The following is a 15,501-nucleotide window of genomic DNA, read 5'->3' as shown; positions in this document are numbered from 1 at the left end:
TCAACTGTCAACTGTCAACTGTCAACTGTCAACTGTCAACTGTCAACTGTCAACTGTCAACTGTCAACTGTCAACTGCTACAATATCTGAGATAAAAACTTGCGCGTGCGTTCTTCCTTCGGGTTCTGAAAAAACTCTTCCGGCCCAGCTTCTTCAACCAAAACACCGCCATCCATCAATACAATGCGATCGGCAACTTCGCGCGCAAAACCGACTTCGTGAGTCACCACCACCATTGTAATTCCTGTTTGAGCCAAATTTCGCATTACATCTAGAACTTCCCGCACCATCTCCGGGTCTAATGCTGATGTCGGTTCATCAAACAGCATGATTTTAGGCTGCATGGCTAGAGAACGTGCAATCGCTACCCGCTGCTGCTGTCCCCCAGACAACTGTCCGGGATATTTTTTTGCTTGTTCCAAAATTCCCACTCTTTCTAACAGTTGCATTGCCACTTCTTCAGCTTTTTTCTTGGGCCAGCGGCGCACCCACACCGGGGCTAGCATGACGTTCTGCAAGACTGATAGGTGGGGAAATAGGTTGAATTGCTGAAACACCATTCCTACTTCTTGGCGAATTTTCTCGATGTTGCGTAAGTCGTGGGAAAGTTCGATTCCGTCGATCGTAATTTTACCTTGTTGGTATTCTTCTAATGCGTTGAATGTGCGAATAAATGTCGATTTTCCTGAACCGGATGGCCCCATCACGACAACGACTTCACCTCGGTTTACGGTCATGCTGACGCCGCGCAGTACGTGAAATTGTCCGTACCATTTGTGGACGTTTTCTGCGACAATTACTGTTTCTGGGCTTGTTTGCTGAGTTTCCATATTTTTTTTATTTTTAAACCGCAGATGGAGGCTGATGAACGCTGATGAACGCTGATGAACGCTGATGAGTTTTTAGCGCTGGCCTACTTCTAAAGTTCGCTCTATTTTGCGGCTTGCTAGGGACATTGAGTAGCAAAATATCCAATAAATGATGCCGACGAATATGTAAACTTCGGCGTACCTGCCGATATAGGATGGATTTGCTAAAACTGCGCGGGATATTCCGATTAATTCTAACATTCCGAATAGGGCAAGTAGGGATGTATCCATAAATAATCCGATGAATTGACCGCCGATCGCAGGAATGACTATTCGCAGTGCTTGAGGTAGTACAATCAGAATTGTGAGTAGGGGTGTATTTAGCCCGATCGCCCTTGCTGCTTCTATTTGCCCCCTCGGTACGGCCTGCAAGCCTCCGCGCACGTTTTCCGCCAAGTATGCCGCACTAAATAACGTTAAGCCAGCGATCGCCCTTATGACTCTATCTAATTTGGGATATTCCGGCGGCAAGAATAGTTGCAGCATCACTTGACCTAAAAACAAAATGCCAATTAATGGTAAACCGCGAATAATTTCAATGTATAATGTTGATAACAGTCTCACAACGGGCAAAGAACTTTGTCGGCCGAGTGCTAGCAATACTCCTAAAGGAAAGGAAAGCACAATACTAATAACTGCTAAAAATAGCGTCAATACTAAACCGCCCCAATCATTTGTTGACACTTCTGTCAAACCTAACCCGCCTTTAATTAGCCACAAAATTATGGGGAAGGAAATAGCCCAAACTGCTGGCATCCAGCCCATGATTTTTGGGTTAATTTGCCTGCCGATGACATAGCTGGCGGCGGCTGCCATAATAATTCCTAAGAGGTAGAGGCGAGAGGTTAGGTCGATCGGGGAAATGACCGCACCCACAACCGCAGCACCGAGTATAATTAGTAAAGGCGGATTCCAAAGACGTTCTTGCCGCTGAATGTTTCCCCAAGTTAATCCTCCCAACAAGGCAATTATGGCCGTTACTATCCACAGCCTCCAGTAGGAGTCGCGGGGAAATCTTCCCGCGAAAAATAGCGGCAAGTTAGCTTCTAACACGCGCCATTGAGCTTTTGTTGTTGTCCAAACGATAATTCCTTTAATAGTTTGGAAGGCGATAATTAGGCAAACTACTGTCAGAATGCTGTTGTACCAGGTACTAAATAGGTTTTTGCGCGCCCAATTCCAAGGGGTAGGCGATTCGGTGGCTGGGGGCGGTAATATGGGGACAGTTTCCATATAGCGGTTTTCAATCCTATGACGTAGAGTAACAAGCAGTTATTTTATTAACCCGCGTAGGCGGGTTTTGTTTGTGTAGACGCGATTTCCAATCGCCAAGGCTAAAAAAAATCCTACTTATTTTCGCCGATTTATCCAATCTTCTCCACCTGGTAACTGACTTAAATGCTGGGCTAACACTGCGGGTAAATCTTTGGCGGAATGGATATAAGTCAAGTTTAATAACCTCACAGCGGTTTGAATAATCAGGTTTCTATCCATCATCTCTGCAAGTTGAAATTGAGTATAAACACCATTCAATACTTCCTCTGCAGCCTCTGCGATCGCATCCTCAATCACCTCCTCCTCTATAAAACTATCCCATTCATCAGAATTGATGTAATAAGATGTTTTATTATCTTTAATATTTGCCTTCTTGATTTCTCTGATTGCATTGCGAATCGAACTTGCCCAAGAACCCGTTAATCGCTGTTCAACTTGATTTTTAATCAAGTGAATCAGCAAAACATTTAAAAAAGATTGGATTTGTCGCAAAATAGCCTGTTTGCTCATTCCATCTAACTCATCGACTATTGCCAAAGCATCCGTATACCTTCCTTCCACTATGCTCTTTCTAAGAGCAATTAATTCTTGTGTCATTTGATTCCCCTCAACTTTGATACTAGCAAGCCAAAGATAGTTGTGAGTTATTTATTATTGCTTAATCCTTAACTCACAAGTTTTAGTTACTCGGTCTCAGCTAAAGTCACTGTATGCCATTTGACGCGCTCTCCTTTTATTCCAATTAAAATAGATTAAATATAAACTATTTACCTCTCCTTGATTTGTACAGTTTTATTGTACCAATTCATGAACAGAGAAACTATCAAACTAATTGTTAGGTATGTTACCATGATAATTAACATTGCTTCGATCGCCCTTCCGGTCTGATTCAACGTCGGAGACCCCACCACAAAATAAACGTCCGGATAAGCAACCGCAACCGCTAAACTCGAATTCTTAGCTAAATTCAGATACTGGCTGGTTAAAGGCGGCACAATCACCCGCAAAGCTTGTGGCAAAATTACCATCCGCATCATTGTTCCCGACTTCAGCCCTAAAGACTTTCCCGCTTCCCACTGGCCTCTCGATACTGACTGAATTCCGGCCCGGACAATTTCTGCAATGTAACTGCCAGTATACAAGCTGAGTCCTGTCACCAGGGCGGCAAATTCTGGAGTTAATTTTAATCCTCCTTCGAGTTGCAATTCTGGCGTCAAGCGCGGAACATCTAGACGAAAAGGCAGATTTTTGGTAATAATTAAAGCTATGATTGCACTTAGCCCGATCGCACCTACAGCCCAAAACAACTGTCTTCCCGGCTTAGCTTCTTCCAGCATCACCCGCGCCCGCCACATCCACAGCGCCGCCGCCGCCAAAACTCCGAGTGTTAGCAAAATCACCCAAATCTCGAAACCGGGCAAAGCCACAGGCCAAGGTACAGCAATGCCGCGATTTGTCAAGTAAATCGGCCCCCTCATCTGCTGATTGTCTTCCAGTTTTGGCAGGGAAATAAAAACTGCAAAATACCAGAAAAATAATTGCAGCAATAACGGCGTATTTCGCAGAATTTCTACATACAAAGCAGCCAAATTCCGCAGCAGCCAATTGTCGGAAAGGCGGGCAATTCCTACAGTCAAACCCGCAATTGTTGCGAAAACAATCCCCAGACCCATCACCCGCAGCGAGTTGATTAAACCGACAAAATAAGCTTGTCTGTAACTATTTTCGGGACTGTAGGGAATCACGGTTTCGCCAATGTCAAAAGATGCTTGGGAATTGAGAAAATTAAATCCAAACGCAATCCCCAGTTGCGAGTAGTTGGCATTGAGATTGTCCCAGAGAATGGCGATAACAACTATTACTAAAATTAGGGCGATCGCCTGTCCGGCAATTTTCCAGAAGCGATCGTCCCGCAGCAGTTTTGATATATCTTTAAATTTGGGCAATTTATGCGATTTGCCCGGTTGAGGTTCTGGATTCATAACTTAAATTATATTTGATAAATCTGCTGGCAAATCCAGGCGAGATTGAGCTTTGGTGCGTGATATCGTTTCCGGTTGCATCGGAATGATTTAACCACAGAGGGCGCAGAGAACGCAGAGGGAGAGAATACAGAGATGAATAATTCCGATGCTACCGGATTTGATATGACTTGATATAGCAATCCTAAATGATTCTGATAAATTTGTAGGGGTAGTGCCCCCGTGCCTACCCCCTATCTATCGGGCAACCACGGGGGGATTGCCCCTACAATAATTATGCAAATGATTTAGGATTGCTATAGTTACTCGATTGGCGATCGGGATTTTCACCGTCACGCACCCTACATAGCTTTACTAACGGAACGGCGGCGAGTAAAGCAAACCGCCATCTTTCCAGAGTCTGTTTTGACCCCGTTCTAACTTAAGTGTACTTTTGGGGCCGAGGTTGCGATCGTACATTTCTCCGTAATTCCCAACTTTCTTCACAACGCGGACGGCGTAGTCATTCGGGAGTCCCAAACCTTTACCTAAATCTCCTTCTGTTCCTAGCAAACGTTTGACGTTCGGGTCTGTAGTGCTTGCAACAATTTTGTCTACATTTCCCGAATTAATTCCCAAATCCTCAGCTTCAATCGCCGCGAAAATAACCCATCTCACCGCGTCCGACCATTTAGGATCGCCACTTTTTACCGCTGGGGCTAACGGTTCTTTTGACATCACGATCGGCAAAACAACATTATTCTCGGAATTCGGTAGAGTTGTCCGCTTCGAGACTAGCTGCGATCGATCTGCTGTAACACCTTGACAGCGACCTTCTTGATAGGTAGCAAAGGTAGAATTCACATCTTCAAACACCACAGGAGTGTATTTAACTCCTAATTTTCGCATTTGGTCGGACAAATTTTGTTCGGTGCTCGTACCTGTCTGCACGCAGATAGATTTGCCCGCAAAATCTTTTAAACTTTTGATGCCGCTGTCTTTTTTGACCATGATGCTTTGAGAGTCATAAAAGATCACCGGGGCAAATTCCAGTCCGGTAGTGCTGTCGCGACTCGCCGTATATGTGGTATTTCGGCTGAGAATGTCGATTTCTCCCGCCTGCAAAACTGTAAATCTATCTTTAGCGTTGAGCTTTCGGTACTCGACTTTTTCGGGATCGTCAAATATTGCCGCCGCCACAGCCCTGCACACATCCACATCTAGTCCCGAATATTTGCCTGTTTCGTCTACAAAGCTAAAACCCGGCAGTTCGCCACTGACGCCACAAATCAGTTTGCCGCGGCTGACAATTGTATCTATCCGGCTGGAACCTTGTTGCGAGTTGCCGCCTGCAGTAGTTGTTGCTGTTGTTTGTCCGGTTTGTGCCGATCGATCCCGACAAGACGCCAGCGGTGTCACAAATAACACACTTGCTAGTAGCAGAAATCCCCATTTACGCATAGATTTTAGTAGAACGCTTTCCTGACAATCCTACCTTGTAGCTGTCGAGAACTGTTGCGATCGGCGATGTACAAGAGCCGACGGCTTCTGGCTTAGCCGTTCTGCACCCAGTTCTGCACCCAGACAAGTGTACTCGCTACCAGCCTGTTATTTTTTTGCCCGCTGCGGGCGATCGTCCTTTCCTGCAATATTTATGGAATTTTGATTTAATCGGCTCAGAACCGCTCTGGTGCTAGGCGCTGCTCAGCTAAATCGCGGATTAGGGAAAGCCGAGACTGGATGTATTCGTCCAACAAATCTGCTTCTTTGCCATTAAGCGCAGAGTTCATCTTCAACTGCTTGAGCAGCCACTGTACCAGGGTGGCATCGTCCAAATTCACTAACAGAGTAGCTTGGGTGGTCTCAATTAATGACCAGAGTTGGCGTAACATGACTGGAGTCATAAAACCTCGTTGAGCGTAAATACGCACTTAATGGGCGGGGATAGCGAAAAGCGGGTCTTGGTGTCTCAAGCCGATCGACGAAAAGCACCCTCAGAGCCATCGGCTTAATGATTATTTTATATTTGACCACAATAACTTAATACAGTAGTGTCACAAGCTACAACACACAAGATGTTATAAGAGTTCCGAATTCCTTCACATTGAGATAAATATCTTGATAAAAGATTAAAAATCTTTACACGCGCTCCCTCGTGGGGGCTGCCAAGAGCCGTCCGCGATCGGGCCCGATAGCCCGGTTCACAAGAAAATTAATTAAGCTGTGGCGCATTTAAATTGTATATTTCAATGCCGTATTCCCCACTCGTCAAATCCTCTACCCCTGTCCTCTTCTCGCTCTCGAACATAGCAGCAAATAACTCCAGCACAAATACGGCTAGAATAGTTTAACTATTTAGTTAGTTTTAGCTGGTATTACTAAATTAGTAAACCCTGGCTAAAGCGTTATAGCGCGAGACTTTTGCTGTTCTAACTGAAGCTTCAACTTGACCTCATTTGGTAGTCAGAAGTAGTCATGGCGTGATGTTCTAGGTTTCAATCCCAAGAGCGGAAAAGTTCAAGTCTCGCAAATAGCCTCTAGACCTCTTGTGTTGTCTTGGGTATTATGGAGAAGTTCCTACTCATTGGGAACACTAATTAAATGAAAGCTCTCCTTGCCAAAAGAAGCGACGTTGCTTACTGGCATCCTCATTTGTTGGGGATATTGGCTGGTAAGAAACTTTCCTTGCCAAAAGAAGCGACGTTGCTTACTGGCATCCTCATTTGTTGGGGAAACAAAATTAAAGGGAAAAGCCCGGATAGCCTATGTGGGAGTTCGGGTTTTTGGGTTCTTACTGGGGGAAATTTCGGCGATGCTGCCGATCCTAGGTCGGAAAAGTCTCATATCCTGACCGAGCTGTAGCGGTTCCTATTTTTTGGTAGCAGCCTGCAGTCGCTTCTGAGCAAGCTTCTCGTAAGACGGCAATTTGTGTTTTTTGAAAAGATTAGCTGCCTGCTGAAAGTCTGCCTTAGCTTTATCAGTGACTCCCATCCTTTCATGGGCATCACCGCGATTTAGATAGGCGATCGCATCATTGGGTGGGAGTATGCCGACTTTTAAGGTTCCGTTAAAACAGTCAATTGCAGATTCCAGTTGTCCTAGCTGTGCGTAACTCTGGCCAATTTTAAAGTTAGATTCTGCCGATTTTTGAATTAGTGGACGATGCTTCTCTCGAAAATCCTCAATCTCATCCTTGCTGTAAAGCAAACTGTCTACGTCCATTTCCTCTGCGCGACCATCTGCAATCGCTTCGTTTAACGCAGCGGCTCCCGCTTCGTTGTACTTCTGAATGGCTTCCTTGTGTTTTCCCGCTGCTGCTAATTTGTCTGCTGAGGCCTCCAGACTATCAGAACTTTCGGTGATTTTTCGCCCTTCGCTTTCGGTTAGCGCATCTGCGTAGCAAGTTTTTTCCAGACCTGGCTCAAGCTGAGTGGTTTCAGCTTCTTTGTCCGAAGTTACTGGAACTGGGAGTGGGACTGAAACGGGAACGACTAAACAGCTATGACAAGTTAGGAGCGCGATCGCGAATGCCGTTGTTTTGCCAAAAGTGGACAGGTTGATGTAGGCGGCCATGTTTTGAGGAGTGATAGGGGGTATGAATATTTTCTCCGAACACCAGACAAAGCAAAATAGCACTCGCAGCCCGCCAAGTATTTTATTTTGGGCGCGGTGAACATTTAAAACTCTATTATTTAATTTGGCTGCACTTAGTATGCCTCCAGCTTACTGAGTAGCCACGAACTTTTGAACCCCCGCCAGAATTATTTCTAATTCAGCGATGATTTTTGTAGCCCCCTCCAAATCATTTGATTCGGCCAGACTTTGAAGCTGATCTGCCATATCGGGCATTAACCGCACCGCCGCCGTAGCGCTGACACCTTTAATTTGATGAGCGTGGCGGGCCAGTGTCTCCATATCTCCCGAGGCGATAGCCTCCTTAGCAGCTTCTAAATAACTAGCAGTATCCACCACAAAAGCTTGCAGTATTTCCCGCTCAAACTCTACATCAGCGCCCGCAATTTCGTGCAAACGTGCCATATCGACTACCGATTCGATATCTGGCTCAGAATTTTGAAGTTCCTCGCCATTAAACTTGGGAGTTTCAATTTTTAGCTTAGCCGACCAATTTGCTAGTACCGATTTTAACTTTTCAATCGCAATAGGTTTGCTAATATAATCGTCCATGCCCGCCGCCAGACACTTTTCCCGATCGCCCTTCAAAGCATTCGCCGTCATCGCAATCACCACCGTCTTTTGATGTGGCTCCATCTTGCCAGCAGCAACATCTGCCGCTTCCCGGCGGCGCAATTCCAGCGTTGCTTCGTAACCGTCCAAAATCGGCATCTGACAGTCCATCAACACAATGTCATACTTTTTCAGAGCAACCATAGATAGCGCCTCTGCGCCGTTATTGGCCACATCTGCGGTGCATCCCAAAACTCTGAGTTGATTGATACCAACTTTTTGATTGATGGGAGTATCTTCAACTAACAAAATCTTTAAACTTGCTAACTCCCGGTTGTCAATAGCTGAGGCTCGATTGGAAGTTGAATTTGCCAGCGGCTCATCAATCAGCGTCATCGGGGCGATCGCATTCGCCAAGCAATCAAATAGTCGGTGAGCTTTAACAGGTTTAGTTAAATACCCGCTAAAACCGCTATCTACCAAGCGTTTCGCCTCTGCAAGCTGAGTCATTGAAGTCAGCACCACCCACTTTGTCTGCTGCATTGCCGGCTCAGAAATCCTCAAGCGTTCGAGAGTTCCCGCCACCATTTCCGGCAACTGAATATCAACCAAAACGATATCGTAAGGGGAATTAAGGCTGACAGCTTTGTACAGAGATGCGATCGTCATCCAACCGTTCTCAACCTCCTCAACCTCCATTCCCCACAAAACAGCCATTCTCACTAGCACTTTTCGCACTGTCGGCTTGTCGCTGGCAACTAACATTTTTCGCCCCGCCAGCACCGTTTCTAAATTCACTTCGCACGCTGTCCCGACAGCAGTTAAATTTTCCTTAACTGTCGGCACAGTAAACCAAAAAGTCGAGCCTTGGCCAGGGGTACTTTCCACACCTATTTGGCCACCCATTAACTCCACCAACTCCTTAGAAATAGCCAGCCCCAAACCTGTGCCACCATATTTTCTGGTCGTAGAGGCATCAACTTGAGTAAAAGATTGAAACAGCTTTTTTTTATCTTCGGGAGCAATCCCAATTCCTGTATCTGTGACTTTAAACAGCAGGAGCATGGAGTCATTATTTTCTATTTTTAACGGTTCGATACTCTCTAAAATTTTCTGATTATCGCTGGCTGCCAATAACCCAGGATTACTAGCATTAGCAACCTCAATTACCACTTCTCCTGATTCTGTAAACTTAATAGCATTGTTGATCAAATTAGTGAGTATTTGCCGCAACCGCGCTGCATCACCTTTAATTTGCAGCGGCACGTCGCTGTCAATCAGTGCCACCACTTCTATACCTTTTTCTTCTGCGGGAGTTGCCAACAAATCCAGCACTTCATTCATACAGATACTGAGGTTAAATTCTAGTATTTCTAAGCGCATTTCTCCTGCTTCCAGTTTGGAGAGATCCAGAATATCGTTAATGATGGACAGCAAATTTTGGCCGCTGAGTTTCAGCGTCTGCACAAAGTCGATCTGTTCGGGAGTAAGATTCGTTTTCAGCAGCAAATCAGTCATCCCCATCACTCCATTCATCGGAGTACGAATTTCGTGACTCATATTTGCTAAAAATAACGACTTCATTCGAGACGCTTCTAGGGCTGCTTCTCGGGCCTGCTGCGCTTGTTCAAAAAGAGTAGATTGCTGAATGGCGATCGCCAACTGCACGCTCAACCTTCCCAGCAAATCCACCTCAGAATCAGTCCAAACGCGCGGAGATCTGCACTGATGGGCAATCAGCAATCCCCACAACCGATGTTGACTCGTTTCCAAACTCCTTCCCGGCAGTTCAATTCGAGTTTCCGGCGAGTATTCTGTTGCCAAACCTTGACTTTCATCGCCTATAAAAATTGGTACAACTACATTAGCTCTTACCTGCAAACTAGCAAGTAAATCTCGGTGTTCCTCGCTCAAATTAGCCGTATAAATATCTGCCATTGCTTGAATTGTTTCTGCACTGTACAGCCATACATAACTTTCCCCAAAGGATGTTCTTTGAACTTTTCTGCCCAGCAGGGGCATCCAATCATCCCCTACCGATTCCACAACCACAATCGCTGTTTCCTCGGAATCAAAACGATAAATTACCGTGCGGTCAGTTGCCAGCAACTGCCGCACTTCATGTACAGCAGTGCTCAGAGTTTGAGTGAGGTTGAGAGACTGCCGGACTCGCTGGGCGATCGCCGAAACCAGGCGTTCTTGTTCTGCTTGTTCCCGCAGCATTCTCTCAGCTTGCTTGCGTTCGGTGACATCGCGAATTACCGCAGCAAAGCACAGCGGTTCGGTGGTTTGAGGGTGCTTGACCAGAAAAGCATTCATCACAACATCAATGGGTTTTCCGCTGTGCAAGTGGTGCATTTGACCTTCGCCTTGCCACTGGCCATTACTGATAATTGTTGGTAAAATCTCTTGACTGAATTTCTGTTGAAAATAAGGCCCAATATAATCCCAGATCTCCGTATAAAGCACTGCCGAAAGATTCTCTACACCCACCAGTTTTCGTCCGGCTTCGTTGACAAACAGCGTTTTGCCTTTCAGGGTAGCCATACCGATAAAATCGCTGCTGTTTTCAATCAGCGACACAAATTTTTGCCGTTCTTCTTCTCCTTTTTTGCGTTCGGTAATGTCGCGCTTGACGCAGACATGACAAATTACATCGTCGGCGTTGTTAATCACAGAGTATGCGGCAACGTCGATCGCCAGCGTCTGGCCTTTTTTAGTGCAGTTAGTAATTTCGCCCCGAAAACTTCCAGTTTTCGCTAAACTTTGGGCAATTGCCGAAAAGCGCTCCCCCGCAACCAGCGGCGACGCTTCAGCTTCTAATTCCGCGTCTGTGTATTCTAAAAGCGTTTGGTGAGCAAGATTTTGTTCGAGGAAAAACCCATCAGCATCGATAATGACGATCGCATCATTGGAGTTTAAAAATATTTCTCGGTAAAGTTTTAGTTTTTCCTCAGCTCGCTTGCGTTCGGTGATGTCTCTTTTGACACTTACGTAACAAACTACATCCCCAGCATCATTGATAACCGCAAAAGCCGAAACCTCCACCTCAACTGTTCCTTCTTGCACAGCCTTAATACAGGTCATTTCGCCTCGGTAACTCCCTGTTTCTGCCAAGCTTTGCAGCACAGACATAAATGCCTGTTCTCCCATGTGAGTTGCAGGTGTTTTTCCCCACAATTTTGACGCGCTGTTACCCAGCAAAGCCGTGTGAGCTTGATTTGTTTCTAAGTAATAGCCTTGGGGGTCTAAGATCGCGATCGCATCGTTGGATTTCAAAAAGATTTGTTGATAAAGTTGCAGCTTCTGTTCAGCTTGTTTCCGGGCGCTAATATCCGTGAACAAGCCATAGTAAACTATCTCCCCCGATGCTTGAAATTCTGGCTGGGAAGCTCCTTGCACCCATTTAAGTTTTCCTGACGGAGTGACAATTTTTCCTTCCCACCGCCAAGGCTGCAAATTTTCAGCAGAAAGCGTCACCGAGTTGAGAAAATCATCTCGATCTTCGGGATGAATCATGTCAACAATTACATTAAAATCCTGCTGAGCAGCCTCTGGTTCTATTTCATACAATTCTCGGCAGCCCGCGCTCACAAACGAGAAGGCCATTGAGCCGTCTGGATTCAAGTCAATTTGATATACCGTACCGGGTACGCTAGCAGTAATTTTTTGCAGTTTGGCTTGGCTTTGATTCCTGGCTTCATCTGTGGCCTGCAATTGACCAATCTCTCTAGAAAAGCCCAAAACCCCAAATATATTACCCTCTGCATCGCACAGTGGCACTTTTTGCGTGTCAAAGATGTGCTGTTTGCCACCTTCAAAGAGGAGCGCCTGGTAGGGATTGCGAACCCTCTCCCCAGCCAGCACAGCTCGATCTTCCTCGCGGATGCCCCTAAGAAGGCCGTTGCGATCGCCAAATACTAATTCGGCTGAAAACCCTAATTCAATATCATCTTTGCCGATAATTTCCTCAAAATTTTTACCCACATATTCAGCAAAACTTTGATTTACAAAAATGTATCTAAAGTTTCTATCTTTCGCAAAAACTCTGTCCGGGGCATCGTCCATTACAGCCCGCAACAATAGTTCTTGACTTGCCGAATCCAGAGCCAAATTATTTAGAAGTTTATCTTTGACACTGGTCGTTTGACGTGCTAAAGTTATTAGCTGTTTTGCACAAATTTGAGCTACAGTGTGGAGCAAACAAAGGTGTTCCAAATTAAAAGCAGTTGCCTGCTCTGCACCAATGAAAAATACTCCCAACAATTCTTCACTTTCATCCAGGTTGGCTGGTGCCATCAACACCGACTGAAACTGAGCAATTGGTGGCGGAGTGATGTTGTGCGCCCAGTCCCGATTGCCAGCAAGCCATTCAGCGCGAGCAGCTTGCAAGCGCCCTTCCATTTCGGCTTTGGTGCTAGGACGTAACGGCTGTAAGTGTTCCAGGTATATTTGATCGTCCGGTAGCGTCAAAATGGCGATCGCCTCTCCAGGAATCAGGCGATCGAGATGTGCCAGACACGCAGACCAAATTTCATCAGCACTGAGAGCGGCTTGAACTTTTGCAGTAAGTTCGTTGAGAACTTGCACTTCCAAGGTACGCTGGCGGACTTTTGCTTTGAGGCTGGCGGCTAGGATTTGCATAGTGCTCACCAAACTGGTTTGCTTATATTATAATTATTGATTTTTAAACTTTTTCAAACAATCATCTTAAAATACATCCGCCGAAAAAACAACTTTTTTATATTTATATTACTTTCAACCGATAAAAAAAAGCGTGCGATCGGGAGCAAAGCGGCACCGCAAGGCACCTGGTTTGCTCCCGCAGCGAGATTAGACGGCGAAATTATCCCATTAAAATCACGTTATCGATCACATGGATCACGCCGTTGTCAGCTTCGATATCCGCAGCGACAACTGTAGCATTTTTCACCTCAAAACCGTCAGAACAATCAATTTTAATCGGCGAACCTTCCAAGGAAGTAACAAAACCGAGTTTTGCCAAATCAGCCTTCATAAACTTGCCGGAGACGACGTGAAACATCAAAATCCTGGTCAGTTGGGGAACGTTCTGCACTAGGGTTGTGATAGTTCCCGGTGGCAATTTCGCAAAAGCATCGTCAGTGGGTGCAAAGACAGTGAAAGGGCCCGGACTTTTGAGCGCATCTACTAAATTAGCTACTTGCACCGCCGTTACCAGGGTTTGGAACGAACCCGCACCTACGGCAATATCAACAATATCAGGCATTTTGTGTTACCTCATTTGGCAAAAAAAGTTATATTAAGTATCGTAAACTGATTTGGTTACTGGTTATATCAAATCTGTTAGCATCGGAATTATTCATCTCTCTTATCTCCCTCTGTGTTCTCTGCGTTCTCTGCGGTTAAATCATTCCGATGCCACCGGAAACCATATTATTGGTTATTTGTACAATACTGCTGGCGTACCCGAGGCCAAAACCTCTGTTTCTAAATCGGCTCTTGGTGAATTAAAATTATCTCCTTTGTGAATGCTAAAACTGCCGTACAAAATTGAAATTTCAAAAATATCTGTATGAATTAAAGCCGCTGTCCGGTGCGCGTCCTCACCCAAATGAATGCCTATTAAATCAGCTTCAGGCTCTTGTACATCTTCAGGATGGAACACCTCCCAACTGATATCTCGGCAGTCATGAAATACTATGGTATAAGGCAAGCGATCCCCTGTAGGATCGTAAATACATTCAAATAAAATTTCATTTCCCCACAAACAGACATTAACATTCGTTACGAGGGATGTCAGTCCCCCTAAATTAAGCAAGTTGTAGTCATCCGGCATACTAATTCCTCACTTTTTCTCCAGTATTGTGTGTACCCAGAATTGGGTTGCCAAATTCATCGCGTGTTTTGACCAAGCTGCCGTCTTTGTCAAGACGCAAACCTTTGTTTATTCTTCGGCCATCTGAACCGTATCTGGGAGCTGGGGGTGCGTATAACTTCACCATCAGTACGAATATTGACTCGCGAACGATCGGCAAATTCGTATTCAAGATAACCCCCTTCAGTAGTTCTGATTTCTGCACCCAGCCCGCGCAAAAAGTCATCGACTTCTTGGCTAGTCATCCCGCTTAAGTCTCCAAATTCCGATGCAATTCCATTGCCTCCAACTCCCTGACTCGGCACTCAAGTCTCCTCATCAACCCTTGCCGTTTCTAATTTAGCACATTACCTTGTGCAAGTAGCTACGCAATACGCTTGTGATACCAAAACCTCGGTTTCTTAACTCATTCCCAAGTCTTTTATCTAAAATTTCACAGCTCAAATCGAAATTACTAAGCTACTGCTTGCGCTTGTGATACCAAAACCTCTGTCTCTAAATCTTCAGAATTTAGTTTTTCTCCCTTTTGAATGCTAAAACTGCCGTACAAAATTGAAATCTCAAAAATGTCTGTAGTAATCACTGCAGGCTTGCGGTGTTCCGGCTCGCCCAAAGTAATTCCGAAAAATTCAGATTCAGGTTCGCCAACTGCCTCTTCATCGTGTACAGTCCAACTGATATCGCGACAGTCTTTGAATGCCAGCATATAAGGCAATCTTTCTTCTGGATTGTAGACGCATTCAATTAATACTTCGTTTCCCCAGAAAGATACGTTGACTTTTGTGATTAAAGATGTAAAGCCACCCAAGCCAAGCAAGTTATAGTCATCCTTCCAATCACTCATTTAATTTTTCTCCCGTATTGTGAGTACCTGGAATTAAATTACCAAATTTGTCTCTCCTCCGCAATAAATTACCATCTATATCGAGACGCAAACCTTTGTTGATATTTCTTCCATCTGAGTCATATTTCGGTGCAGGGGTTCTAATCACTTCACCGTTAGGACGGATCATTACTGTTGACTTATCAAAAAATTTATATGCAACATAACCATCTCTAGTAGTTCTGATTTCTGCACCCAGTCCGCGCAAAAAGTCATCGACTTCTTGGCGAGTCATCCCGGTTAAGTCTCCAAATTCCGATGCAATCCCATTTCCTCCAACTCCCTGACTGGGCACACAAGTCTCCTCATCAAGCATTGCTGATTAGAGTTTAGCACAGTTGGAAAATGGGAAAAAGGAAGTTCGACAATGGATGAGTGTAACGGATGTAACCGATGTAACGGATGGAAGGAAGAAGGAAGAAGGAAGAGGGAAGAATGATTCCTCAAACTCGCAAGGCCGAATTCCCAATG

14 protein-coding genes are annotated in these 15,501 nt (G+C 45.2%); 1 reads left to right on the top strand and 13 read right to left on the bottom strand.

Translation table 11 applies throughout. From position 1 onward, the window contains the following. Positions 1-77: 77 nt before the first annotated feature. The 6 genes from QUA44_RS20250 to QUA44_RS20225 all read right to left on the bottom strand — a co-directional run bounded on the left by QUA44_RS20250 (position 78) and on the right by QUA44_RS20225 (position 6,009). Complete coding sequence (locus QUA44_RS20250) at positions 78-830, bottom strand: amino acid ABC transporter ATP-binding protein (protein WP_333253643.1); 753 nt, start codon at positions 828-830, stop codon at positions 78-80. A 72-nt stretch (positions 831-902) separates the two neighbouring features. Next, complete coding sequence (locus QUA44_RS20245; RefSeq protein WP_333253645.1) at positions 903-2,102, bottom strand: amino acid ABC transporter permease; 1,200 nt, start codon at positions 2,100-2,102, stop codon at positions 903-905. Positions 2,103-2,219: 117 nt separating this feature from the next. After that, complete coding sequence (locus QUA44_RS20240) at positions 2,220-2,741, bottom strand: DUF29 family protein (RefSeq protein WP_333253646.1); 522 nt, start codon at positions 2,739-2,741, stop codon at positions 2,220-2,222. Between the two features lie 170 nt (positions 2,742-2,911). After that, positions 2,912-4,126: an ABC transporter permease subunit gene (locus QUA44_RS20235; protein WP_333253649.1), complete on the bottom strand. Its 1,215-nt coding sequence runs from the start codon at positions 4,124-4,126 to the stop codon at positions 2,912-2,914. A gap of 354 nt (positions 4,127-4,480) precedes the next feature. Continuing rightward, a complete protein-coding gene (locus QUA44_RS20230; RefSeq protein ID WP_333253651.1) occupies positions 4,481-5,566 on the bottom strand; it encodes an amino acid ABC transporter substrate-binding protein in 1,086 nt (361 codons plus the stop codon). A gap of 215 nt (positions 5,567-5,781) precedes the next feature. Next, positions 5,782-6,009 (bottom strand): hypothetical protein, encoded by a 228-nt coding sequence (locus tag QUA44_RS20225; RefSeq protein ID WP_333253654.1) that lies wholly within the window; start codon positions 6,007-6,009, stop codon positions 5,782-5,784. 697 nt (positions 6,010-6,706) lie between these two features. Here QUA44_RS20225 and QUA44_RS20220 point away from each other — a divergent pair. Continuing rightward, complete coding sequence (locus QUA44_RS20220; RefSeq protein ID WP_333253656.1) at positions 6,707-6,967, top strand: hypothetical protein; 261 nt, start codon at positions 6,707-6,709, stop codon at positions 6,965-6,967. Between the two features lie 6 nt (positions 6,968-6,973). Here QUA44_RS20220 and QUA44_RS20215 read toward each other — a convergent pair whose 3' ends face one another. The 7 genes from QUA44_RS20215 to QUA44_RS20185 all read right to left on the bottom strand — a co-directional run bounded on the left by QUA44_RS20215 (position 6,974) and on the right by QUA44_RS20185 (position 15,325). Then, a complete protein-coding gene (locus QUA44_RS20215) occupies positions 6,974-7,678 on the bottom strand; it encodes a tetratricopeptide repeat protein (RefSeq protein WP_333253658.1) in 705 nt (234 codons plus the stop codon). A gap of 150 nt (positions 7,679-7,828) precedes the next feature. Further along, a complete protein-coding gene (locus tag QUA44_RS20210) occupies positions 7,829-12,934 on the bottom strand; it encodes a PAS domain S-box protein (protein WP_333253661.1) in 5,106 nt (1,701 codons plus the stop codon). Between the two features lie 202 nt (positions 12,935-13,136). Continuing rightward, positions 13,137-13,538, bottom strand: a complete 402-nt coding sequence (locus QUA44_RS20205; protein WP_006634220.1) for a fasciclin domain-containing protein — start codon at positions 13,536-13,538, stop codon at positions 13,137-13,139. A gap of 174 nt (positions 13,539-13,712) precedes the next feature. Then, a complete protein-coding gene (locus QUA44_RS20200; protein WP_333253663.1) occupies positions 13,713-14,108 on the bottom strand; it encodes a hypothetical protein in 396 nt (131 codons plus the stop codon). Between the two features lies 1 nt (position 14,109). Continuing rightward, complete coding sequence (locus QUA44_RS20195) at positions 14,110-14,373, bottom strand: hypothetical protein (RefSeq protein WP_333309880.1); 264 nt, start codon at positions 14,371-14,373, stop codon at positions 14,110-14,112. 228 nt (positions 14,374-14,601) lie between these two features. Then, positions 14,602-14,991 (bottom strand): hypothetical protein, encoded by a 390-nt coding sequence (locus QUA44_RS20190; RefSeq protein ID WP_333253667.1) that lies wholly within the window; start codon positions 14,989-14,991, stop codon positions 14,602-14,604. Continuing rightward, complete coding sequence (locus QUA44_RS20185; RefSeq protein WP_333309878.1) at positions 14,984-15,325, bottom strand: hypothetical protein; 342 nt, start codon at positions 15,323-15,325, stop codon at positions 14,984-14,986. The genes QUA44_RS20190 and QUA44_RS20185 overlap by 8 nt, the downstream gene beginning before the upstream one ends. Between the last annotated feature and the right edge of the window lie 176 nt (positions 15,326-15,501).

Origin of the sequence: Microcoleus sp. N9_A2, from assembly GCF_036701775.1 — a bacterium.
Lineage (GTDB): Bacteria > Cyanobacteriota > Cyanobacteriia > Cyanobacteriales > Microcoleaceae > Microcoleus.
This window is presented reverse-complemented; position numbering and strand designations above follow the sequence as displayed.